Source organism: Acinetobacter equi, assembly GCF_001307195.1.
Classification (GTDB): Bacteria; Pseudomonadota; Gammaproteobacteria; order Pseudomonadales; family Moraxellaceae; genus Acinetobacter; species Acinetobacter equi.
Genome location: NZ_CP012808.1, coordinates 2,697,719 through 2,722,499, shown reverse-complemented (window position 1 = coordinate 2,722,499; position 24,781 = coordinate 2,697,719). Strand labels below are relative to the sequence as shown.

Genomic DNA, 24,781 nt, shown 5'->3' with positions numbered 1-24,781 from the left:
TAAGCATTATGGCTGACGTTCAACAAGAATCAGAAGTACCAGCACCGCTTCCACCAAAGCGTAAAATTTTACGAAGTATTTTACTTACATTGCTGTTTATCCTGATTTTTATTATTGCAGCTTTAGCCGTTATGTTTTCTACCGATAAAGGTAGTAAGTTTCTTTTAGATAGTGTTTTAGAACGCCAAGAAGTCATTAAATATGAATATGAAGGTGGTAACTTACTTCAAGGAATTATTTTAAAAAATGTATTGGTCAATTTAGAAAGTGTTGACGTTAAAATTAATCGAGCTGATATTTCTCTAGGTTGGCGAGCAATTCTGAATAAAGAAATACATTTACGTCATGCAGACGTTCAAGATTTAAGAATTATTATGAAAGGTCCATCAAGTGATGAGCCATTTAAATTTAGTGATATAAGCTTACCTTTTGTTTTAAGACTAAATAAAGCAGATGTTGATCATTTATTAATTCGAACCTCTGGTCAGACAGATGTAGATTTTTATAGTATTCATTTAGAAGATACTCTGTGGAAAGATACCGATTTAACATTTAAGAACCTATATATGGATATGGGATATTTAAATGTTAGAAATGCAGTTGGAGGTATGAATTTTAAGGATAAGTATCCACTAAATTTACGTGCAGATGTCAATTTGCCATCCTTACATGATAGTTTGAATATCCATGACATTTCGGTTGTAGCAAAAGGTTCTCTTGATACCATCCAAGTTGGATTTGCAACAGAAACACCTGATATGTTGACGGGCTGGGGTGTTATTCACCCAGTTCGAGATAATGTTCCAATGAAAGGTGCATTAAAACTAAATAAATACCATCTTCCAATTTTAACTGATCAAGAATTATTTGCCGAAAAAGGAGTTATTCGTTTTTCAGGTACAGCAGATGGCCTTAATTTAGAACTTGATTCTGATATTAGTGGTAAAGATATTCCAAAGGGTCAGTATACAGCGATGATGTATACAGATTTTGTTAATCGTTTGAGCATCCAAAGTTTTAACGGACAATTAATGAATGGTGCTGTAAATTTAGCTGGTGTGGTTGATTGGGAGAAAGAGGTTAAATGGGATATTACGGGGCGTCTAGAACAATTAGATAGTAATGATAAAATTATTCCAGAAGTTGTTCGTGAGTTTTTACCACCACGTTTAGATGCCAAAATTGCATCGACAGGTAGTTTGGATAAAGGATTAAAAGTTACAGGATTAGTTGATTTTGATCAATATGAAACATGGAATTTACTTTTAACTGAAAATGAACCAAAGCCAAATCAATATGAGCCTATGGTATTAGATGTTCAGTGGGAAAATATTGATCGTGAAATGCCTTATGTGGGGTGGCTAAATAGTAAATCTGGTGAAGTAAAAATTAATTTACTAGAAGATCAACAAAATATTCAGTTTAAAACAAGTATATTGGCACATGAAAAAAGCATGCTACCTGCTGGTCAATATCAAGCAAAATTAAACATTAAAGCAGATGATTTAAAAATTACCGATTTAAATTATGGTGATGGAAAGGGAAGCTTAACAGGTCAAGCATTACTGCAATTACCAACAGAAAAGCGTAAATTCAAATGGAATGCCGCATTAAAAGCGACTAACTTTAATCCTCAAATTTTAGCGAGTGCTGCACCTATTAATTTATTGAATGGTGAAATTAAAGCAAATGGATATGAGCGACCAAACCAACAAATTATTCAGCTTAATCCTGTTCATTTAACAGGTCGTTTAGATGGTTCTAATGAAACAGTACAGTTAACTGGTAAAAGTACGGCTGCAATTTTATTTAAAGATGAAAAATCAGGTGGTGGTTTTAAAAGCTTTGCTGTTCAGTATGATGGTGCTCTAAAAGCAAGTTCCGTACCTGGTAGCCAAGGTGTTCTGAAAGCTATGGTAGCAGGCACAACTGATTATATTAAAATTGCAAATTTATACCATGATGGTGTGGCAGGGAAAATTGCTGCAAATGGTATGCTTGACTTGACGAATGGTATAGGTTGGGACATTAATGCATCTTTAGTCCATTTTAAACCTCATTATTTTGCACAAAATGTTCGTGGAGAAATTTCGGGTATTGTTCATACGAAAGGTATTTGGACAGATAATTATAAGAAAGTTCAAATTTCTAGATTAAATTTAGCAGGAACAATTAATAATAAGGCATTACGCGGTACAGGTAATTTGGCGTTGGTTTTATCTAATAAAAATCAGATGGTTCCTGAAAAATTTGAAGCCAATAATCTATTTATTAGTTATGCACAAAATCAAATACAGGCTTCTGGAAATCAACAAAGTTTAAAAATTAAAATTAATGCACCAGCTTTGCGTGAAATTTATACTGGTCTAAGAGGTCGTGCTTATGGTTATTTAGATATCCAATCTCAGCCAAAATTAAAAGTATTAGCAAATCTTGCGGTTGATAATTTAAGTCTAAATAATTTATTTAGTATCCAAAAGATTCGAGTACAAGGCGAACTACCTGCATCAAATAGCTTACCAACACAATTGATTGCAACATTAACATCTTTAAGAAGTGGTCAGCGTGAAATTCAAGAAGCCCAAGTCGCTATTGTGGGCACAAGAAAAGCTCATTTAGTTAAACTTAGTGCATCAAATAAATACACGCAGTTCTATGTTCAATTAGCTGGTGGTTTCAATGAGCAAAATAACTGGTTAGGACAAATTCAAAAAGGGGATTTAGACTCTTTTAGGACACGTCTTGTACAAGAACAAAATGCTTCTATTGTTTATAATTCTGAGAAAGGAGACTTATTTGTTGGCGCGCATTGTTGGGCAAGTAAGAATAGTAAACTCTGTTTTGATCAGCCAATTCGTGTGAGTTCAGATCATGGTAATGTCTCATTTTTAACAGAAAACTTAGACTTAGGAGATTTTGCCGCATTTATGCCAGATGGTTTGGCACTAACAGGTAAATTAAATGGTTATGCAAAAGCATCTTGGGCAGATGGTCAGAAACCTAAAATTGATGCCAAAATTGTTACACGCAATGGTCTAATTGGTGTCTCAGATATTGATTCAGGAGAAGTAGGTTCAAATTTACCTTATGAACAAGTTGCGCTTATTGCAAAAAGTGTTGCTGAAGGCTTACAAATTCGTTTAGATGTAAAAACACCTGCGATTGGTACAGGTTATGCCAATGTTGTAATTGACCCATATAGTGAAAATAAAAATATGAATGGGGAGATTGCATTTAATGAAGTAGATTTGAAAGTCTTTAAACCATTTATTCCTGATGTGCGTAAATTAGGTGGGATTTTATCTTTTGCTGGAAAAGTACATGGATCACTATCTGCACCGTTATTAACAGGTGAGATGCGTTTAAAAAATGGTGAAATTAGTATGATTTCACTTCCTGTTAATTTAACAAATATTCAAATCTATTCAGCAATTAAGCAAGATTCGGCAACAATTAATGGTGCATTTAATAGTGGTCGTGGAGTTGGTCATTTAACTGGAAATCTAGATTGGAAAGATGAACCTAAAATTCAATTGAAATTAAAAGGTGAAAATCTATTAATTCGTCAAGCGCCATTAATTACAGCACTTGTTACACCAAATATGTCATTGGAAGCTTTTCCAATGAAAAAAATATTAAAAGTAGATGGCAGTATTTTAATACCACGTGCATTAATTTCTATGCCTGAATCTTCCGCGACAGTTGTTGAGGTGTCACCAGATGCACGTGTTATACATGCAGGACAAAATCAATTAGACGTATTAAAAGCGGCTAAACCTTGGAGCATTGATACTAAGATTGATTTGCGCTTAGGTGATCAAGTTATATTTGAAGGTTTTGATAGCCGATTCCCACTTGCTGGTCGCTTATATTTAACTCAAACAGGTAGTGAATCAGCTATGCGTGCAAATGGCGCTATTGGTGTTAGCCAACGTGTGACCTTTGAAGCATATGGGCAGTCATTAGTCCTAAATAAAGCGATTGCACGTTTTAATGGTCCATTAGCAAATCCTACACTAGATGCGGATACAAGTAAGACCATTCAAGGAAATTTAGTCGGTGTAAGAGTGTCTGGTACAGCATCTAATCCAAATATTCGAATTTATAATGATGCAGGGCTTTCTGAACAAGAAGCATTGAATGCTTTATTAACAGGACGAATCAATGAAGGTTCTGGTTCATTTAGTGGAACAGCGGGCTTTAAATCAGATGTGAATAATACAATTGCAGCAGCTGGTTTAAGTATGGGACTTGGTGGTACACGTGCAATTACAAATGAAATTGGACGAACATTTGGTTTAAGTGGTTTAGCTTTAGATGCACGAGGTGATGGTGATGACACACGTGTAAGTTTAACAGGATACATCACACCTGATTTATTTATACGATATGGCGTCGGAGTATTTAGTTCTGTAAATAAACTAACGCTTCGTTATCAGTTGAATCAACGGTTATATTTGGAAGCAAGCCAATCATTAGAGAAAGCAATCGACTTTTTCTACAACTGGAAATTCTAGTGTAGTGAAAGCACAAATGTTTTTAAGTTGTTGTTATACTTAGTTATATTTTTATTTTAATCTACATTAAAAATTGACGTGTAGACTGTTGGGTGATTTCAGCATTAAAATACATGATGTGTGCTGAAATAACAGGACACTTCTACTTGGGAAATTCTAGGCAGCCATCCTGTAAAAGTCTTCTGCCATTTGATTTGGTGTCTTAAAGTCCAATCCTTTCTGAATTCTCTGCTGATTATAAAATAGCTCTATGTATTTTGTAATATCTGCTTTAGCTTCTTCCCTTGTTTTATAATTGCGATGATGAACCAATTCATTTTTTAATATTCTCCAGAAGCTCTCAATAGGAGCATTATCGAAGCAATCACCGCGTTTACTCATTGATCCCTGAAATCCATATTTTTCAAGTATCTTTCGATATTCATGACTACAGTATTGGCTGCCCCTGTCAGAGTGAATAATCAAGTCTTGAGAGGGTTTATGATTTCGAATCGCCATGCTCAGTGCATTGCAAACGAGCTGTGACGTCATCCGTTCACTCAAGCTATACCCAACTACTTGTTTGCTGCAAAGATCTTTTAAAGCCGCTAAATACAGCCATCCTTCAGCTGTCCACACGTATGTAATGTCACTTACCCATGCAATGTTTGGAGCAGTCACTGTAAAATTTTGCTCTAACAAATTATTGTAAACCGTACGTTGATGGTCGCTATGAGTTGTTTTTTTGAAACGCCTATGCCGCTTACAATACAGCTGATTAAGTTTTTTAATACAACGAACTGCATACTCGCTAATTTCTATTCCTTGTGCCTGTAAGTACTTGGTTAAACGAATATAACCATAGCTTTCATTGGTTTCTTGGTGAGCAATTTTAACCAATATTGTTTGATGATTTCTCTGAATAACCCGCTTACTTAAGCCATATTTTAACCATTCATAAAATCCAGAAACTGAAACGTGGAGTAACCGAGCCATCATAGTGACTGAGTATGCATGTTTTTGCTGTTTCATATGTGCGTACTTTACTGACTTTCTTTGGCAAAGTACGCTGCTGCTTTTTTTAGAAATTCTCTTTCCATTTCAGCGGTTTTAAGTTGCTGCTTCAGTTTTTTATTTTCCTCGAGAAGAGCAACGAGATCAGGTGAATATTGTTGTGTGCCTACTAATTTTCCAGCTTTTGCTTTGTTGTACCAATTTGAAAGGGTTTGCATTGAAATGCCAAGCAGTCGTGCTGTTTCTGAAACATTGCCATTGTTTGAATCAATAGCTTTGATTGCTTCAGCTTTGAATTCTGCTGTATAAATCTTTTGTTTTTTGCTCATGGTAAACTCCTGATGAGTATGTGTAGTTTACCAAGTTAAAGTCTCCGTTTTTTTCAGCACACATCATTATTCAGTATTTCGTTTTTCCTGCTTTTTTGATTATGATAACTTGATTAGGAGAGTAGAAATGAAGAAATTAATAGGCTTGATTGCTTTGGTGGTTTTAACAGGCTGTGCGGAAAAAAAGCCCTTGACTCAAGAAGAGCAATGGCACGGTTATTGTAAAAGTGTTGGTAATGCAGCACGTACAATTATGCTTGATCGACAAAATGCGATTCCTAAAGATCAAGCGATTGAGCATGCCAATAAAGTTGAAGATGATATTACCAAAGGTTTTATCTTCGATATTATTGAAGCAGTCTATGCACTACCTGAAAAATCAATTAAAAATGATATTGAAGGTTCAAGAGAAAAAGTACGTAGTGAATTTACTGCAAAATGTATAGCAACGCCACATGAAGAAATGCCAGATTATAAACCGTTCTAATGAGCGGTTTTTTATGGCTTGAATAAATAGCCTAAGCAAAATGTATTCACATAAAACTATATTATAAATATAGAAAAGCTTATCTTTTTTTGTCATATTATAAAAAAACAGAAGAAGTGGAGCAGTGTTATGGAAGTGATTGGTTACTTAAATAATTCAGATTTGCTCTTGGAAGATGAAAAAGGAATTGCTGTTATTGGTGGTAGTTCATATGTATTAAGTCTCGGTGATAGAGTGTATTTACACAATCCGATTGATATAGATGCCAAAATCTATGCAGTAAAAATTTCATTCTCAAATGTAGATCATTGTATGTTGCATGATGATGAAATTCAGATCAAATTTGAAGGTTGCCATGAAAGTTTAAAGCAATATGTGCAACAAACTACTGTACACTAAGGTGCAATATCATCCATAAAAATAATCAGGCAACATTTATGTTGCCTTTTTTCTGGCTTAGTTCGTGTTAAAAAATCTTGGAAGGTGGGTTTGTTGTCCAATTTGAGCCAAAATTGATTTAATAATAGTCGATTTGAGCATCATTTAGTTAAAAAATAATGGGCATCATAAAGAAACACTTTACTTGCATTAACTTTTGACTCGAATTTTAGTAAAATTTGAGAGTCCATATTATTTGTAAAGTTTTATAAGTAGGAATTTACAAATAATTTTTTAAAAAAGAGGAATTACACCGTGCTAGAAGCTTACCGCCAACACGTTGCAGAACGTGCCGCACTCGGAGTCCCACCGAAGCCACTTGATGATGTTCAAACTGCTGCATTAGTTGAATTATTAAAAAATCCACCTGCAGGTGAAGAAGCATTTTTAGTAGACTTGTTAGAAAACCGTGTTCCAGCGGGTGTTGACCAAGCTGCTTATGTAAAAGCTGCTTTTTTAACTGCTGTAGCAAAAGGCGAAGCGACATCGACATTAGTTTCTAAAGAGCGTGCGGTTTTCTTACTAGGTACTATGCTTGGTGGTTATAACGTAGCTCCTTTAGTTGAATTATTAGATGATGCTGAATTATCTGGGCTTGCTGCTGAAGCATTGAAAAAAACACTTCTTGTGTTTGATGCGTTCCATGACGTTGCAGATAAAGCGAAAGCTGGTAATGCAAATGCGCAAGCAGTTATGCAATCTTGGGCTGATGCTGAATGGTTCACAAGCCGTGCAGACGTTCCAGAAGAAATTAAACTTACAGTTTTCAAAGTAACTGGCGAAACAAATACTGACGATTTGTCACCTGCGCAAGATGCATGGAGTCGTCCAGATATTCCATTACATGCAAATGCAATGTTGAAAAACGAACGTGATGGTATTAACCCTGAAAAACCAGGTGAAGTTGGTCCGTTAAACCAAATTAAAGCGCTTATTGCTAAAGGCAATCAAGTTGCTTATGTTGGTGACGTTGTTGGTACAGGTTCAAGCCGTAAATCTGCAACTAACTCTGTTCTTTGGTTCTTTGGTGATGACATTCCATTCATTCCAAACAAAAAAGACGGTGGTTACTGCTTAGGTTCTAAAATCGCTCCGATTTTCTTCAATACAATGGAAGATGCGGGTGCATTACCAGTAGAAATTGATGTTCAAAACATGAACATGGGTGACGAAATCGTTCTTAAGATCGATCACGCTGCTGCAAAAGTAACTGCATTCAAAGATGGCGCACAAATTGCTGAATCTAACCTTAAAACTCCAGTTCTTCTAGATGAAGTACGTGCTGGTGGTCGTATTAACTTAATCGTTGGTCGTGGTTTAACAACTAAAGCACGTGAAGCATTAGGTTTACCAGTTTCAACTTTATTCCGTACTCCAGTTCAGCCTGCTGCAACTGGTAAAGGTTTCACATTGGCTCAAAAAATGGTTGGTCGCGCTTGTGGTCTTCCTGAAGGTCAAGGCGTACTTCCAGGTACTTACTGTGAACCTAAAATGACGACTGTTGGTTCGCAAGATACAACTGGTCCAATGACTCGTGACGAATTAAAAGACTTAGCTTGCTTAGGTTTCTCTGCAGACTTAGTAATGCAATCTTTCTGTCACACAGCTGCGTATCCAAAACCAGTTGACGTTCAAATGCAACACACGCTTCCTGATTTCATCATGAACCGTGGTGGTGTATCTTTACGCCCAGGTGACGGTATTATTCACTCTTGGTTAAACCGTATGCTTCTTCCAGATACAGTTGGTACTGGTGGTGACTCACATACTCGTTTCCCAATTGGTATTTCATTCCCAGCGGGTTCTGGTCTTGTAGCATTCGCTGCAGCGACTGGTGTTATGCCATTAGACATGCCAGAGTCTATTCTTGTTAAGTTCAAAGGTAAAATGCAACCTGGTATCACATTACGTGACCTTGTACATGCAATTCCTTACGTTGCGATTCAAGAAGGTGACTTAACTGTAGAGAAGAAAGGTAAGAAAAACATCTTCTCTGGTCGTATTTTAGAAATCGACTTAACAGAAATGGAAACTGACTTAACTGTTGAGCAAGCATTCGAACTTTCTGATGCATCTGCTGAACGTTCTGCTGCTGGTTGTGCAATCACGCTTTCTGAAGAGAAAGTTGCTGAATACCTTAAATCAAACATTACAATGTTGAAATGGATGATTTCTGAAGGTTATGGCGATGCTCGTACTATGGCACGTCGTGTTGAAAACATGGAAAAATGGTTAGCAAATCCATCACTTCTTAAAGCTGATGCTGATGCTGAATACACTAAAGTGTATGAAATTGACCTTGCAACAATTACTGAGCCAGTTCTTTGCTGTCCAAACGATCCAGATGATGCGAAATTGTTATCTGACGTTCAAGGCGTGAAAATTGACGAAGTATTTGTTGGTTCATGTATGACTAACATTGGTCACTTCCGTGCAGCTGGTAAACTACTTGATAAAGTACCTGGTGGTTCTTTATCTACTCGTTTATGGTTGGCTCCTCCAACTCGTATGGATGAGCGTCAATTAATGGACGAAGGTTTCTATAACATTTATGGTAAAGCTGGCGCTCGTACAGAAATGCCAGGTTGTTCATTATGTATGGGTAACCAAGCACGTGTAGCTCCGAACACCACTTGTGTATCTACATCTACTCGTAACTTCCCTAACCGTTTAGGTCAAGGTGCTAACGTTTACTTAGCTTCTGCTGAGCTTGCTTCTGTTGCAGCTGTATTAGGTAAATTACCTTCTCCAGAAGAATATCAACAGTATGCTGCTCAAATTGACAGCATGTCTGCAGATATCTATCAATATATGAATTTCGACAAAATGGAAGCATATACTGATGCTGCTAAAGACGTTGATACTAAGAAAATTGCAACTGCACAATTAACCTAAGTGCTGATTAGTATGGTTTTATAAAAATGTAAAACTATACTTTTCTACTTTAATTAGCATAAAATAAGGGCTGAGAATTCAGCCCTTATTTTTTTATTCTTTAAAATAAGAATGTGTGAAATAAAATAAATTTAATTAATCCTTATGTATTTTAAATAGTAGATAACAAAATAATTTTAAAGGAAATCTATGAAATTCGATTCTAAAGTTGCAATTGTGACAGGTGGAGCAAGTGGTATTGGTTTTGCAACAGTAAATAATTTCTGTCAACAAGGTGCAAAAGTAGTAATTGCAGATTGTTGTGAACAAGGTCAAAAATTAAGTGAAGAATTAAATAATAAAGGATATACAACGGCATTTTTTCAAATGGATGTACGTCAGGAACAAGATAATAAAGACCTTATTCAATTTACGATTTTAAAATTTCATAAACTCGATATTATTTTTGCAAACGCGGGAATTGCAAATGATGATTCTATTGATCAATTAGATTTTATACGTTGGAAAGATACCATTGATACCAATTTAAATTCGGTTTATTTATTGAATAAATATGCAATTCAATATTGGTTAGAAAATAAAATGAAAGGCGTTATTGTAAATTGTGGTTCTGTACATAGCTTTGTTGGCAAGCATGCGGTGACTGCTTATGCTGCGGCAAAAGCAGGAGTTAAGTTGTTAACTCAAACATTAGCCATTGATTATGCTTCGCGTGGTATACGAGTAAATGCTGTTTGCCCAGGCTATATTGATACGCCATTATTAAGTGCAATGGAGCCAAAATATAAGCAAAGTTTTGTTAATTTGCACCCAATAGGACGTTTTGGAAAGCCTGAAGAAGTGGCAAATGTGGTTTTATTTCTTGCGAGTGATGAAGCGTCTTTTGTCAATGGAGCGGCTATTGCAGTGGATGGTGGATATACTGCGCAGTAAAATATAATTGTTTGAAAGTTAAATAAATATAAGTTAAAAGTCAGAATAAATTTATTAGCTTTTTATTTTTAGAAAGAATATATATGCAAAAATTAATTTCGGTATTAAAAGAGTTATCTGTAAAATATGATGTTAAAACTTATAATTGGGAAATTCCAGACAATTGCCCAGTTAAAATTCCAGATGATATCGAATCAAATTTTGATCGAAATGTTTATTTAAAAGAATATTTGCATACAATCCTAGAGCAAGATAATTGTATCTCAATTTATTATTGGATAATTCAAGAATGGGGTGGTATTTCATCATTTAAACATAATAATGTGAATGACACTAAAATTTTAAAATTCATAACAGAGTTGGATAAGAAATCATTAACAAAAAACTCATTTGAGCGAATTTCTTCGTTTTCAAAAGTTGCATCTTTTATTAATCCTACTGAATATGTTATTTATGATTCACGTGTTATTTACGCTCTTAATTGGCTTTTATTTAATTATGCACCAGAGGTTGAGCTATTTACACAACCACAAGGGCGTAACAGTGAGTTGATCAAATACGATATGCAAACAATATTTAGATTAAGTAGTAAAAAATATACATATCGCAGTCATAAAATTGCATATCATGCATATTGTAAATTGATAAAGCAGCTGTCGGTTGATGTATATGGTGTTAGCAGGCAACCGTATTTACTAGAAATGTTATTATTTAATATTGCGCCAAACTTCATTGTGAAAGACATTGAAGAAAAAGTTCGTCTAAAAATTGATTTAGAATTGAAAGTTAGATAAATAATTAGTAAGTGATATAAAAAAGAGCTAAATAATAAACTCTTTTTTAACTATTAATATTAAAAAAAATAATAAAAATTTATAATGACTGTATCTAGTGATTTAAAGTTTTAAAGAAGTTAATTTAAAAAATGTCTAAACAATCCCGCTTCCTCTGTATTGGTGGCTTCCTCAACGGAACCCAAGTTAAAGATCAAGGCGATAGCTTTGTCTGTGTTGAAAATGGTAAGAAAGTTACTTACTTTAAGAAAGAGATATTTCATCAAGACTCATGGAATCATGACTACTATGTTTGTGAAACGACTACTGACCAACAAGCTCAAAATTGGGTCTATGATATTGAATAATATATTTTATCAATAATAGATGATACTTAAATTACTCGTGCATAAATTAAAAAGTTAATGTGAGAGTGCTATTAATAGATATTCCATTTTTCGTTCAAGTGAATAGATTTTCAATTTACATCTTATCAATTAAAAAATTCATCATATATTTATATGATAAGGATTTTTTGAAGTAGTAGCACAGAAAAGAGAAATTGCCATCCAATAAGATTAATTCATACTGAAGATGTACCAATAGAGGAGCATCTTAAATGAAACATACACGTATTAGAACATTCAATACTAAAGTAACTTATCCAGAACAGAACTTAGATAATGATTTATGCCAAGCAGTTGTTGCTCGTGGCAGTACTGTTTTCTTGCGTGGGCAAATTGGTCAAAATCTTGATACTTCTGAAAGTGTATGTATTGGTGATGTCGCAGGCCAGACAGAACAAGCGATGTATAACATTAAAATGCTACTAGAAGAAGCAGGTGGTGAGCTTGAAGACATTTGCAAAATCACAATTTATATCATTGATCCACGTTATCGTGAAGATGTTTACCGTATAGTTGGTAAATGGTTGAAAGGCGTATTTCCTGTTTCGACTGGTATTGTTGTTTCAGCACTTGCTCGTCCAGAGTGGTTGGTCGAAATTGACGCAACAGCAGTGATTCCTGACTAATTATATAAAAGGATAACTGTATATGACATTTTCAATTATCGCACGGTGCCATAAAACAGGGCAATTTGGAGGAGCAATTAGTTCTTCCTCACCAGCTGTTGCAGCAAGGTGCATTCAAGCTAAAGCAGGTGTAGGGGTTGCCACATCACAGAACATTACTGATCCATACTTGGCAAGCATTTTGCTAGATATGACCAAATATGATCTGGCACCAGAAGAATCTATCTCGGAATTGATCAAAAACACTGACTTTATTGAGTATCGTCAATTAAGTGTAATTAATTCAGATAAAAAACCTGCTGTATTTAGTGGCAAATATACTTTAGGTGTGCATTCAGAGTGCGTAGGTGAGCATGCTGTTGGTGCGGGAAATCTTTTGAAAAATAAAGATATCCCAATAGTGATGGTAGAAACCTTTGAAAAAGCAGTAGGAAGCTTGGCTGAACGTCTTATGCTTGCACTAAAAGCGGGATTGGATGCAGGTGGCGAAGCTGGTCCAGTTCATTCAGCAGGTCTTTTAGTTGTAGATAAACTCGAATGGCCTGTGATTAATTTACGAGTTGATTGGTCGGAAACCCCAATTGAAGATTTATATCAACTTTGGAAAGTTTATGAGCCGCAAGTTGAAGACTATGTTGTTCGTGCCTTAGATCCTTCTAGTTCACCAAGCTACGGAGTGGCTGGCGATCGATAAGACTTCAATAAGCGCTGATCAAGGATATAAGCGTGCTAAACAGAATCTCATTACGCCAAATGCAATATTTTGTTGCTACTGCAGAAAGCGGTAGCATCATTATTGCTTCAGAAAAAATTCATGTTTCTTCACCATCAATTTCTGCTGCAATCGCTCATATTGAATCTGAATTACAGGTTCAACTATTTATCCGTCAACATGCTAAGGGATTGATCTTGACTAATATTGGTGAAAAGGTCATGCATGAATGTAAATATATACTTAGCCAAGCCAATAGCTTATATGCACTTGCAGCTGACTTTTCAGGAACTATACGTGGTCCATTGAAACTAGGTTGTTTTACTGCATTTTCGCCGATGATTTATGCAGAAATTATTCATGGTTTTGTGAATTTATATAAAAATGTCACTTTAGATTTATGTGAAGAAGATCAACAAGTTCTATTAAATAGTTTGGTGAGAAATGAACTGGATGTTGTACTTACCTACGATTTAAATATTGATCATGACTTAATTCACTTTGAACCTTTGGCTATGCTTCCTCCACATGTATTAGTAAGCGAAGCACATCCTCTTGCACATAATGTGGCAGTTACACTTGAAGAGTTAGCTGAGCATCCGATGGTATTGCTCGATTTACCATACAGCAATGATTACTTTATTTCTTTATTTCGTAACCACAAATTAAGTCCAAAAGTTGAGCATTCTTCACGTCATGTCGATGTCGTTCGTTCAATGGTTGCCAATAATTTAGGTTATACCATTTTAAATGTTCGGCCAAAAAATAATTATTCGCTTGATGGTAAACGCTTAGTGCGTTTAAGAATTGCGGGTGAGCAACGTCCAATGCAAATCGGTTTAGCAACTGCTAAAAATGCCAATTTAAATACTGTTGCACAAGCATTTATTAGTCGTTGTCGTGCCTTTTTATCTAATCAATATATTCCTGGAATGGGAGATGCCCATTTCTTTGATCCGCACGTGAAAATGAAAGCTGCTGCGGTAGAGGTCTAACGATGAGTGATCTTAGCTCAATCTCGCTTTTATCAAAATTAATCAGTTTTGACACAACATCTTATAAAACGAATCTTGAATTAATCCAATATGTAAAATTTGTCTTTGAGCAAAATCAGATATCAGTTGAACTCAATTTTAATGAAGACAAAACGAAAGCTAATTTATTGGCTAGTGTTGGGCCATTAGATCAACCTGGTATTTTATTATCAGGACATTCAGATGTAGTGCCTGTAGAAGGTCAACAATGGGATAGCCCTCCATTTGAGGCAACCTTTAAAAATGAGCATATTTATGGTCGTGGCACAGCAGATATGAAAGGATTTTTAGCCTGTGCAATCATGGCTATGCTTGATGCAAGTCAGAAATCACTCAAACGACCATTACATTTATGTATATCTTATGATGAGGAAATTGGATGTATTGGTGTTCGTGGAATTTTGGAACAGTTAGCATCTACAATCGTATCACCACTTTTATGTGTCATAGGTGAACCGACTATGATGCAATTGGCATTAGCACATAAAGGTAAAACTGTTTTTCGTGCGAAATGTCGTGGTGAGGAAGGTCATTCAGCCCTTGCTCCTCGCTATGTGAATGCGATTCATGTTGCGAGTCAATTGGTTGAATCTTTACAGCAGATACAAGATGATCTACGTGTAAAAGGGCATCAAGATATAGGGTACGATATTCCTTATACTACGGTGCATGTCGGAAAAATTGTAGGTGGGACAGCGTTAAATATTGTGCCAAACCAATGTATTGTCGATTATGAGATTCGTCATTTAGTACAAGATAAAAGCAGTGATATTCAGGAGAAAATTTTAGAAAAAATAAAACAACAGTTTCAAGTTTATATAGATGTTGAAGAAGTTAATCAGTACCCAGGTTTAAAAACTTCAGCAACTATTGAAGCTGTGCAATTTATTCAAAAAATACTACCTGCTGAAACTTCATTGAGAAATATCTCTTTTGGTACAGAGGGTGGATTATTCCAAAATGCATTGAATTGTCCAGTCGTGGTCTGTGGTCCTGGAGATATTGGGGTAGCGCATAAGCCAAATGAATATGTTGCGATAGAGCAAATGCAAGAATGTGACACTTTTTTAGCAAAATTAGTAGAAAGTTTATGCTGAAGTTGAATTAATAAAAGAGATCTATTGAGTATAGATAGATCTCTTTTTTATTGCTTAAAAAAAACGTTGCTAATGCATCATATTTTCGAAATTACTTATTTTTATAAATTCCGATATAACAAATGTAATAGAAAAGAATCATGCGACTAGGGGTTATGAATGGATTTTAATTGGTCATATACATTTGATTTATTATTGAATCGAGAATTTTGGTTAGCAACTTGGACTGTGATTGAACTGAGTGTTTTAGTTTGGGTAATTGGTATTGTATTAGGCTTTGTTTTAGCTCTAGGTAAACAATCTAGATTCAAGGCTTTGGCATGGTCAAGTGATATCTATATTTGGTTCTTTAGAAGTTTGCCACTTTTGGTGTTATTGGTCTTTGTATATAACTTGCCACAAATTTTTCCAAGTTCTAGCGTAGTTTTAGCATCACCATTTTTAGCAGGGTTGATCGCTATGACCCTAAGCGAAGCGGCCTATATTGCTGAAATTCACCGTGGTGGCTTAACATCTATTCATAAAGGGCAGGTTGAGGCAGGTAAAGCTTTAGGGATTAAATATTCTGGTATTCAACGTTTAATTGTTGTACCTCAAGCATTTCGCGTTGCACTACCTGCTTTAGGGAATGAATACGTTTCTATTGTTAAACTTACATCTCTTGTGTCTGTCATTTCACTGACAGAAATTTTACTGGTTGGTCAACGTCTTTATACCCAAAACTTTTTAGTGATGGAAACGATGTTAGCTGTCGCATTCTATTATGTTTTTATTGTCACTGTTTTTGGATGGTTGATTAATTGGTTTGAGCGAAAAATTGATATTACTAATCGTAAACCAGGTTTGTTAGATAAGAATGATCCTTTATATCAATTGCCATTAGCATCTGTTCGAGCGCGTAAAGAAATTAATGTTGAGCGCCCGGGTGAATATGCACTTGAAGCTTTAAATATTCACAAGTCTTATGGTACACAAGAAGTTCTAAAAGGAATCGATTTAAAAGTAAAATGGGGAGAGGTGATTTCTATTATTGGACCTTCAGGTTCAGGAAAAACAACGTTTATTCGTACTCTAAATGGTCTTGAAGCATTAAATCAAGGTACTGTGAATTTGCTAGGTCAACCATTTTTAAAAGATCAGGAATTAACAGACGAATCAACGGATTATAAAAAACAAATTGTGAATATTGGTATGGTGTTTCAAAGCTTTAACTTGTTCCCACATAAAACCATTTTAGAAAATGTTATGTTGGCACCGATGTACCACAATATGGGAACGGTTTTAGATAGCAAAATCACAGCACTAGCAATGCTAGAAAAAGTGGGAATGAAGCAACATGCCAATAAATATCCACATCAATTATCTGGTGGGCAACAACAACGTGTTGCGATTGCTCGAGCATTGGCAATGCAACCTTCTATTATTTTGTTTGATGAACCCACCTCGGCGCTTGATCCAGAATTAGTTAATGAAGTTTTAAAAGTTATCGAAGAGTTGGCAAGTGAAGGCTTAACTATGATTATTGTGACGCATGAAATGCATTTTGCTTTTAAAGTTTCAGATCGTGTCGTCTTTATGGAAGGTGGACACATTGTTTTAAATGATCATCCTGATGCATTAAAACAAGCAGGTAATGAACGATTAGATAAATTTATGGCCAGAGCAGCTTAATTAAAATTTTTATAAAAGCAGTCATTTACTGACTGCTTTTCTTTTAACGATGTGTGAATTCAAGAATTTTATTTTTATAAAGCACTAGGTAAAAAAATCCAAATCGGATTAATCAACATATTCTTTTATATTTTAAATAAGAGAAAAAACACAACTGAGTTTGGGGTGATTTATGAAAGGAAAAAATACTGTAATCAGTGCTTTGGTCAGCGGATTATTATTAGCTGGATGTGCTAAACAGGAAAACTCTGTTGCAACAGCTACAGATGTAAAAAAGACAGTCAGTGTTGGCTCTGATTTAACTTTCCCACCTTATGAATTTTTAAAAGATGGTGTGCCAAGCGGTGTTAGTGTTGAGATTATGGAAAAAATTGCAGAACTTGATGGAAGCTATAAACCTGACTGGGTTGATACACGTTGGGCAAACTTGATTCCAGGTTTAAAAGGTGAAAAATTCGATGTGTTGTTTTCATCAATGTACATCACCAAAGAACGCCTTGAGCAAATTGATATGATTCCATATTACAAAACGGATATTTCATTGCTGGTACGTCAAGACTCAGAACTTACTCCAAAAGGTCCTGAGGATTTATGTGGTCAAGTTGTCGGTGCGATGAAAGGCACAGCATTTGCAGCCCAAGTACAAGAAATTTCAAAAGAACGTTGTGTAGCGGAAGGTAAAAAAGCCATTACGATTCGTGAATTTGAAACATCACCACAAACTACACAAGCCTTATTAGCTCGTGCTGTAGACATTCAGTATGATGATGCTGCTGTCATGAATGCTGCTGTGAAAAACTTACCAGATAAAGTCAAAATCACATCAACTGAAGCATTCTTTCCAACAGTGGGGGGGATTGGTATTCGTAAGGGAGATACTGAGACTTATAAGTTGATTGAAGAGGGCTTAAATAAATTAAAAGCATCGGGTGATTTTGAAAAAATCTTAAACGCATATGGCTTACAAGCACCAACAAAAGAAGATATTGCCGCAGTAATGGACAAATAACTGAAATTCAGAATAGATAGGAAAGAATATGTTAACAACATCGCAAATAGAACAATTTCATCGTAATGGTTTTCTTGTTGTTGAAAATGTGATGAGTCCAGATGAATTAGCTGGTTTACGTTTTCAACTAGAAATATGGGTTGATGAAAGTCGTCAATATAGCGAAGCTTATGGTGAAACATTAGATGGCCGTCCTCGTTTCGATGTCGATCCTACAGATCATGACAAAGATCATCCTGCGCTAAGACGTGTAAGTTCACCAACCGAAATTTCAGATGCATATTTTGAAACTGCAATTCACTCGAATATGGCTGAAATGGCAGGGCAATTAATTGGTGGCAGTGGGACACGGTTTCATCATAGTAAAATAAATGCAAAATTACCACATACTGCAACAACAGTTAAATGGCATCAGGACTTTCCATTTACCCCCCATACCAATGATGACATGATCACAGCTTTATTAATGGTTGGTGAGGTCACTGCAGAAAATGGACCATTGCAAGTGATTCCGGGTAGCCATAAAGGTGAGCTATTTAATCACTGGCAAGATGGTCGATTCACAGGAAAAGTAGAAGCTGAAGTTGAGGTGGAACATTGTCAAAATTATATTTCATGCATTGGTACAGCAGGTTCAGTGTGCTTTATGCATACGCGGTTACTACATGCATCAGGTGCAAACAATACTGAGTTACCTCGTTACTTGTTTATTACGGTTTATGCTGCTGAAGATGCCGTGGCTTTATCTGATAACCCATTACCAAGTGTTCACCAAGGTCAATTGGTGTATGGCGTGGAAAGTGGCCAAGTGCGTATGACTAAAAATCAGTTAAGACTGCCACAAAAACCCAAAGGTGCGTCATTTTTTGTACAACAAGCTGGTTTGGAAATGGCATAAGTTGAAGGCAAAAAAAAGAGCTTCTTTTGAAGCTCTTTTTACGTTTTAGAAGGAATATTTAATCTATTACACTTGGGGCTTCTGCAATTAGAATCGATTTCATTTCTTCAAAATGTGCCTTACTGAAGTCTTCAATTTTTTCCCAATCTTGTGCAGTTTTTTCAGCGATATGATCTTCTAAAATATTTAGAGTTTGCCCAGTAGAATAGGCATGAATTAGAATTTGGCAAGCGCGCTCAAATGTGTACATATCATCGAAAGCTAAACCAATGTCATGCGAACCGATCAGTACGCCATGATTTCCCATCAGTAAACGTGAATGGTGCTTGAGTAAGCCAGCTAGGCGTTGACCTTCGGCTAATTGATCTGCCATACCACTATAATTTGTGTCATAAGACACTCGATTAAAATATCGTGCGCTATTTTGCTCAATCGGAATTAAGGTTTGATTTTTTAAACAAGAGAGTGTTGTTGCATATATGGGGTGTAAATGCATGATTACTTTGATATCTGGTCTAAGTTGATGGATTTGCCCATGAATTGCCCATGCAGTCGAATCAATTTTTCCCTTTTCAAAACTGTCTGGATCATTAGCATGAACTAAGATCAAATCACTTGCTTTGACTTTGGAAAAATGCACCCATTTGGGATTTAATAAGAATGATTTTCCATCTTCTGAAACAGCTGCACTAAAGTGATTGGCTACAGCTTCAGTCATACCTAATTTTGCACTTAAGCGAAGCGAAGTTGCTAAATCAATGCGTATTTCTAGTTCACTTTTCATATATTTATCCCATTGAAAAATAAGGAAAGTGTAATATTTTTTTTCGTTGATGTTGCATCGCATTTTCTACACTTCTAACACAGAATTTCAAAATTACTTTCAGGTAAAAACTCACGTATAACATTTTTAAATGTCATTCAGAGTGAAGGTTTGGGGTAAGTAAATGCATTTATTTTTTAAAGTTAAGCCACTCATTGTCGCTGTAAGTTTAGCTTGTGGTTTATCAGCATGTAGTGAAAAAACACCACAACAAGATGCTAATGCTGAAACAGTAGCTAAAGTCTACAAAATTGGCAGCGATATGACTTTTCCTCCATTTGAGTCAATGGAAAATGGTCAACCAGTAGGCTTTGATATTGATATAGCGAATAAAATATTTGAACATTCAAATGATCAAGCAATGTTTGTAGATAGTCGATTCTCGAATTTGATTACAGGTTTAGAAGCAAAAAAATTCGATTTGCTTATGTCTGCGTTGTACATCACAAAAGAACGGTTAGAAAAAGTTGATATGGTGCCGTATTACATGACTACGGAGGCGTTGATTGTTTTAGCTGATTCAGATTATCAACCTAAAACCCGCAATGACCTCTGTGGAAAAACTATCGCATCTCAAAATGGTTCAATGTTTCCAGAACAGCTACGTAAAATGTCGCAAGATAGTTGTGTTGCTAAAGGTAAACCACCAATCACTGTACGAGAATTTGTTACCTCACCTGAGGCTGTACAAGCATTATTAGCGAAAGCTGTAGATGCACATTATGACGATGCCAGCGTAGCCAAAAGTACTGCAGAAAAATTAAAAGGGCGTTTAGTCATTAGTTCAACAGAACCATTTTTTCCAATTTTAGGTGGTATTGCGATTCCAAAAGGTAATCAAGAGCTATTTAACAAAGTTAAAAATGGTTTAGATGCCATTAAAAAGTCAGGTGAATACGATCAGCTGATTGCGAAGTACAACTTGCAAGCGCCAACCGATGAAGATATTGAAAAATATATGCCGAAATAATTGTGCTTAGATCAATATATTTTTAGTAAATATGAAAATAAGAGATGAAATAAATGAAATTGAGTGTTTTTGATCGCATTAATGTGGTGATTGTAATGGCAACGTTAAGTACGCCAGTTTTTGCGGGGAAGTTAAGTATTGGTGATGCTACCTCAATGCCAGGTGAGTTAAGTGTATCGGGTTTTTTACGTGCAAAGTACCAAGACAAAAGCTGGACTGAAAATGACCATAAATTAACGTTTGATGCTGCACGTATCAATCTAGATTATAAATCGCCTCAGCTTTATGGTCATATTGAATATCGTTGTTATCAGTTCGATAAACTGTGTGATTTTTCAACGCTTGTAGATGCTTATATTGGCTATAATTTTAATCAGCAACATCATATTCAGGCTGGTTTACAAGTCGTACCATTTGGTCCAGGTCGGTTCTGGGAAAGTAACTACTATGGTGGTGTTATGACTCAAATTGGTTTAGAGGATATTCATAACCTTGGGATTAAATACCAAGGAAAATTTGATACAGGTACTCAAGTTGAAGTGGGCTTTTATCCAGGCGATGGGGGAAGTTATGCAGGTCCATATTCTGAAGATGCAAGTCGCTATTCTACTAACTTTGTTAAGCCAGAAGATGGCTCAATTACTCATCTTGATGAAACCAATATGTTTATTGTAAGAGTAAAACAGGATATTGATTATTTAGCTGAAGATATTTCGAGTAATGTTGGTGCTTCTTATTGGATGTCTGATATTGATAATAAAACCTTTAGTACAACAGGTAAGCGCCATGCGTGGGCTATGTTTGGTCATTTGAATTATAAAAATTTTGAATTAATAGCAACAATTGGTAAAAATGATGTTGATAATGCCGATCCTGTTACACCTAATGCATCATTAATGGGTTCATTTGATGATAACTTTATGGTCGCAAATAAAGGTGTTTTCTATACTATGGATTTGGCATATTCATTTAAAAATGTTGGTAAATTTAAGAAAATTCAACCACATTTTATGTATAGTAAGTATGCAAAGTCAGAATCTGGTTTTAAAGATTCAAGCCGCCATATTTTAGGGATTTCTGCGTACTATAATAATTTGTTGTTTGTTGCAGATTATATTGTGGGTAAGAATGATTTCTTAATTGGTGGTCCAGGTGATTCATATGCTCTAGGAAGTGCCGATAAAAATGAAAATATGTTGAATTTGCAAGTATCTTATCTGTTTTAATATTTAAGTCATTTTAATAAAAAACCGTATTAAAAATACGGTTTTTTGACACATTTGTTGAAAAGCCTTGGTTTTCTAAAAGGATGAAATAAAAGCGTAGATAAATTAAATAGTTTTTTGAGTTCGTATGAGATATTTCATATTAAACGGTGCCGATTGAATATAAAGAACATTATCCACATCCAATATATCTAGAATAGTGTATTTTAACAAATCTGAATGATGATGAATATTTGGAAAAATTTGGCTAGTAATTTAGGTTTTTAAGATTATTTATATTGTTCAATATGACGACTCTTTTAATAATTTTACTTAAAAGTTATAACTGTTTTTAACACGACAATAAAATCTAATTAAGCGTTGATAAAAAAAAGAAGCCATAAGACCTCTTTTTTGTATTTTTTGAAATTTTAAGCTACTTGACCTAATCCTTTTGGAATTCCATTACGACCTGGGAAGTCTTGGGCCAATTTACGTGCATTTGGCATCTTTAACCATAAACGCAATAATTTACGGCGATTTCTTAGATCATCATCATCTTCAAAAGATGAACGCGAATGCATCACACAATAGTTATTACAAAATTGCATATCACCTGGTTCAAGCATCATATCCAAACGTAAATTTGGATCATGACTGATTTCATCAAATATATTTAGAGCCTCAATTTGTACTTGAGACAATGGAATACGACGACGATCATGTCCAAGTTCTATATAGTGACGTAGATATCGACAGGCTAATTTACCATCAAAATAACTAAAAATTGGTGATAAAGATGGATCTATTTCACCTAAATGATCATACCAAGCAGTATGGTAGAAATAACCTAAATATTCAGGATATTGCTCCAAAATTCGGTTATATACTGTTGATGAACTGACAATACTACTAAGCCCACCTTCTTTAGCTTTACGAATAGAAAGTAAGCCGACCACATCACTTAAGTCTGAGTGATAAGGCAAGTAATCATTGGTCTCATAAACACGGGTCATTTTTTGGGATTTATCACCAACATTTTCTACATAACCAAGTAAATCACCTCGAGCATTTTGTGTTACGGCATCACCCATATGTAAACCGAATAAATAATACAGATTCGCCAATTGTGCCTCAGTGTATATATTGGTATCTAAACCACGAATCACAATAAATCCATAACCATTTTCAAGTTCATTTGAGATCTTTTCAATTTCGGCTAAAAAAATAGGATCTTCGATATATACATCATATTTGGTAAATTCAGGTGCATTTAATTCTTTAGCCTCAAGTACTTTAAGTGCTTGATTTAATGTTGCCAACATATGTGGTGAAAGCTGATAAATCCAATCGGTCTGATCCGCAATTTCACTACCGATCCATGCACATTTATCTGTAATTTTAGACTTTAAAATAGTGTTCATAAGTATCCCCAAAATATTAATCTGAATTTAGTAAATAGAAACAAAAATGCACATATCAACCAATGAAGGTGTATATGTGCACTGAAATTGATAGACCTTTAAGCTGAATGTTTTAGTAAAATTTTATCGGTTTGATATTCTTTATATTTACGTTGAATATCAATATGTTCAGCAATATGTTTTGCATCGTGCCAAACGCCCCAAATAAAGCTTGATCCTCTACCTGTTAAGTAAGGTAATCCGAGAAAATACACACCACGTTGTGGGGAAATACCTTGCTTATGAATTGGTTTATTAAATTCGTCGAAGGCATCTACCTGTAACCAACTAAAGTCATAACCAAAGCCAGATGCCCAAATTACAGAAGTAATATTATTAGTTTGCATATTAAGATCTAGAATAGGATTAGTCACACATTCGGGATTTGGCAATAAGTTGCGTGCTTGAGGCTCAGGAGGTAAATCTAAGCCATTATTCGTAATATAAGCATCTGCTTCATCGTAAAATGCCATGAGTGCTGTATCACCTTCATCAAGGTTGTTTTTCAAGTTATCTTTAAACTTAATTTTTTGCCCATCAAATGACTCAGTACTCCCGAGCAGTGTAATCCCTTGTTTTGCTAATACACGGAAATCAACATTAATACCACCATGTGCACCACTCACAGCGAAACCTTTTAATGGACCAGTGTCGGTACGCATAAAGTCCCAACCACCAAGAACACCTAACCACCATACATTGTCACGATTACGATAGGTACGAGGTGGACGCTCATGACGCCCAACGGATAAATAGACTTTTTTACCTGCACGGTTTAGTTCATCTGCTATTTGTACTCCAGAAGAACCGGCACCAATCACTAACACTGCACCTTCGGGTAATTGTTGAGGATTTTTATAATCATCTGAGTGGATTTGATAAAAAGAAGGATTTTGTAGTGCGATAGATGGAATCACTGCTTTTTGAAATGCACCTGTTGCAGAAACAATATGCTCTGCATAAATAGTTCCTTCAGAGCTTTCAATGGTATAGCCTAAACGATTGATAGATTTATAGACTTTGTAAACCGTGACACCGTTATGAATAGGTAAATTAAGTTTTTTTGCATAATTTTCGAAATAGTCAGCAACTTGATTGTGGTGAATAAATGCATCTGGATCTGCATCAAACTCCATATTAGGAAAACGATCGTGCCAACACGGACCATTGGCAACTAATGAATCCCAACGGCGTGTACGCCAAGCTTCAGCAATACGGTTTTTTTCTAGTACAACATGTGAAATACCTAAAGAAGTCAAATGTTCACTCATTGCCACGCCGGCTTGACCTGCACCGACAACCACAGTATCTACGATCAGATTATCTAACTTCATTTTCTTTATCCTTTTTCAAAGCCCACTGTGAAAGTTTGCTGTTTATTTTTTGCTTTTTGAAAGCCCTAAACTTCACAAAAAAATCAAAACTGTTTCGATTGATTTAATATAAGTAGGTCTGTTGAATAGTGAAAATCATATAAGCAGAACAAATGAATCAAAAAAAC

At 35.3% G+C, this 24,781-nt stretch carries 20 protein-coding genes and 1 pseudogene; 17 read left to right on the top strand and 4 right to left on the bottom strand.

Annotated features, from left to right (window positions below):
* Positions 1 to 8 precede the first annotated feature (8 nt).
* Positions 9 to 4,517, top strand: a complete 4,509-nt coding sequence (locus AOY20_RS12835) for a translocation/assembly module TamB domain-containing protein (RefSeq protein ID WP_054582231.1) — start codon at positions 9 to 11, stop codon at positions 4,515 to 4,517.
* Between the two features lie 156 nt (positions 4,518 to 4,673).
* Here the strand turns inward: AOY20_RS12835 and AOY20_RS12830 are convergent.
* Positions 4,674 to 5,839 (bottom strand): IS3 family transposase gene (locus AOY20_RS12830; protein ID WP_144424762.1). Its coding sequence is split into 2 segments (ribosomal slippage): positions 4,674 to 5,572 and positions 5,572 to 5,839, totalling 1,167 coding nucleotides; the frame shifts between segments, so codons are not numbered across the junction.
* Positions 5,840 to 5,966: 127 nt separating this feature from the next.
* Here AOY20_RS12830 and AOY20_RS12820 point away from each other — a divergent pair.
* From AOY20_RS12820 to AOY20_RS12760, 14 genes and pseudogenes are all read left to right on the top strand, one after another.
* Complete coding sequence (locus AOY20_RS12820) at positions 5,967 to 6,326, top strand: hypothetical protein (RefSeq protein WP_054582230.1); 360 nt, start codon at positions 5,967 to 5,969, stop codon at positions 6,324 to 6,326.
* A gap of 129 nt (positions 6,327 to 6,455) precedes the next feature.
* On the top strand, positions 6,456 to 6,725 hold the full coding sequence (locus AOY20_RS12815) for a hypothetical protein (protein WP_054582229.1): 270 nt from the start codon (positions 6,456 to 6,458) through the stop codon (positions 6,723 to 6,725).
* Positions 6,726 to 7,019: 294 nt separating this feature from the next.
* Entirely contained in the window at positions 7,020 to 9,659 is a 2,640-nt protein-coding gene (locus tag AOY20_RS12810) for a bifunctional aconitate hydratase 2/2-methylisocitrate dehydratase (protein WP_054582228.1), read from the top strand.
* A gap of 189 nt (positions 9,660 to 9,848) precedes the next feature.
* Positions 9,849 to 10,592 carry an SDR family NAD(P)-dependent oxidoreductase gene (locus tag AOY20_RS12805; protein ID WP_054582227.1) on the top strand — a complete coding sequence of 248 codons (744 nt, stop codon included), beginning with the start codon at positions 9,849 to 9,851 and terminating at the stop codon, positions 10,590 to 10,592.
* An 83-nt stretch (positions 10,593 to 10,675) separates the two neighbouring features.
* On the top strand, positions 10,676 to 11,386 hold the full coding sequence (locus AOY20_RS14960; RefSeq protein WP_227510337.1) for a hypothetical protein: 711 nt from the start codon (positions 10,676 to 10,678) through the stop codon (positions 11,384 to 11,386).
* Positions 11,387 to 11,517: 131 nt separating this feature from the next.
* Positions 11,518 to 11,733 carry a hypothetical protein gene (locus AOY20_RS12795; RefSeq protein WP_054582226.1) on the top strand — a complete coding sequence of 72 codons (216 nt, stop codon included), beginning with the start codon at positions 11,518 to 11,520 and terminating at the stop codon, positions 11,731 to 11,733.
* A gap of 251 nt (positions 11,734 to 11,984) precedes the next feature.
* On the top strand, positions 11,985 to 12,398 hold the full coding sequence (locus tag AOY20_RS12790) for a RidA family protein (protein ID WP_054582225.1): 414 nt from the start codon (positions 11,985 to 11,987) through the stop codon (positions 12,396 to 12,398).
* A 22-nt stretch (positions 12,399 to 12,420) separates the two neighbouring features.
* Positions 12,421 to 13,092 (top strand): DUF1028 domain-containing protein, encoded by a 672-nt coding sequence (locus AOY20_RS12785; protein WP_054582224.1) that lies wholly within the window; start codon positions 12,421 to 12,423, stop codon positions 13,090 to 13,092.
* A gap of 32 nt (positions 13,093 to 13,124) precedes the next feature.
* A complete protein-coding gene (locus AOY20_RS12780) occupies positions 13,125 to 14,105 on the top strand; it encodes a LysR family transcriptional regulator (protein WP_054582223.1) in 981 nt (326 codons plus the stop codon).
* A 2-nt stretch (positions 14,106 to 14,107) separates the two neighbouring features.
* On the top strand, positions 14,108 to 15,241 hold the full coding sequence (argE, locus tag AOY20_RS12775) for an acetylornithine deacetylase (protein ID WP_054582222.1): 1,134 nt from the start codon (positions 14,108 to 14,110) through the stop codon (positions 15,239 to 15,241).
* A gap of 159 nt (positions 15,242 to 15,400) precedes the next feature.
* Positions 15,401 to 16,051, top strand: a pseudogene (locus AOY20_RS15200) (amino acid ABC transporter permease); the annotation flags it as partial.
* Positions 16,052 to 16,147: 96 nt separating this feature from the next.
* Positions 16,148 to 16,912 carry an amino acid ABC transporter ATP-binding protein gene (locus AOY20_RS15195; RefSeq protein ID WP_417855923.1) on the top strand — a complete coding sequence of 255 codons (765 nt, stop codon included), beginning with the start codon at positions 16,148 to 16,150 and terminating at the stop codon, positions 16,910 to 16,912.
* Positions 16,913 to 17,084: 172 nt separating this feature from the next.
* A complete protein-coding gene (locus tag AOY20_RS12765; protein ID WP_054582220.1) occupies positions 17,085 to 17,921 on the top strand; it encodes an ABC transporter substrate-binding protein in 837 nt (278 codons plus the stop codon).
* A 28-nt stretch (positions 17,922 to 17,949) separates the two neighbouring features.
* The gene (locus AOY20_RS12760) at positions 17,950 to 18,819 is read left to right on the top strand and encodes a phytanoyl-CoA dioxygenase family protein (protein ID WP_054582219.1); all 870 of its coding nucleotides are present in this window, start codon (positions 17,950 to 17,952) and stop codon (positions 18,817 to 18,819) included.
* Positions 18,820 to 18,877: 58 nt separating this feature from the next.
* On the opposite strand, the gene AOY20_RS12755 is transcribed toward AOY20_RS12760, so the two are convergent.
* Positions 18,878 to 19,603 carry a class II aldolase and adducin N-terminal domain-containing protein gene (locus AOY20_RS12755; RefSeq protein ID WP_054582218.1) on the bottom strand — a complete coding sequence of 242 codons (726 nt, stop codon included), beginning with the start codon at positions 19,601 to 19,603 and terminating at the stop codon, positions 18,878 to 18,880.
* Between the two features lie 163 nt (positions 19,604 to 19,766).
* Here AOY20_RS12755 and AOY20_RS12750 point away from each other — a divergent pair, with 163 nt between their 5' ends.
* Both AOY20_RS12750 and AOY20_RS12745 read left to right on the top strand, forming a co-directional pair.
* Positions 19,767 to 20,612, top strand: a complete 846-nt coding sequence (locus tag AOY20_RS12750; RefSeq protein ID WP_054582217.1) for an ABC transporter substrate-binding protein — start codon at positions 19,767 to 19,769, stop codon at positions 20,610 to 20,612.
* Positions 20,613 to 20,665: 53 nt separating this feature from the next.
* Positions 20,666 to 21,838 carry a hypothetical protein gene (locus AOY20_RS12745; protein WP_144424785.1) on the top strand — a complete coding sequence of 391 codons (1,173 nt, stop codon included), beginning with the start codon at positions 20,666 to 20,668 and terminating at the stop codon, positions 21,836 to 21,838.
* 410 nt (positions 21,839 to 22,248) lie between these two features.
* Here the strand turns inward: AOY20_RS12745 and AOY20_RS12740 are convergent, their stop codons facing one another.
* Positions 22,249 to 23,241: a TauD/TfdA family dioxygenase gene (locus tag AOY20_RS12740; protein WP_144424784.1), complete on the bottom strand. Its 993-nt coding sequence runs from the start codon at positions 23,239 to 23,241 to the stop codon at positions 22,249 to 22,251.
* 98 nt (positions 23,242 to 23,339) lie between these two features.
* Positions 23,340 to 24,614, bottom strand: a complete 1,275-nt coding sequence (locus AOY20_RS12735; RefSeq protein ID WP_054582215.1) for a flavin-containing monooxygenase — start codon at positions 24,612 to 24,614, stop codon at positions 23,340 to 23,342.
* Between the last annotated feature and the right edge of the window lie 167 nt (positions 24,615 to 24,781).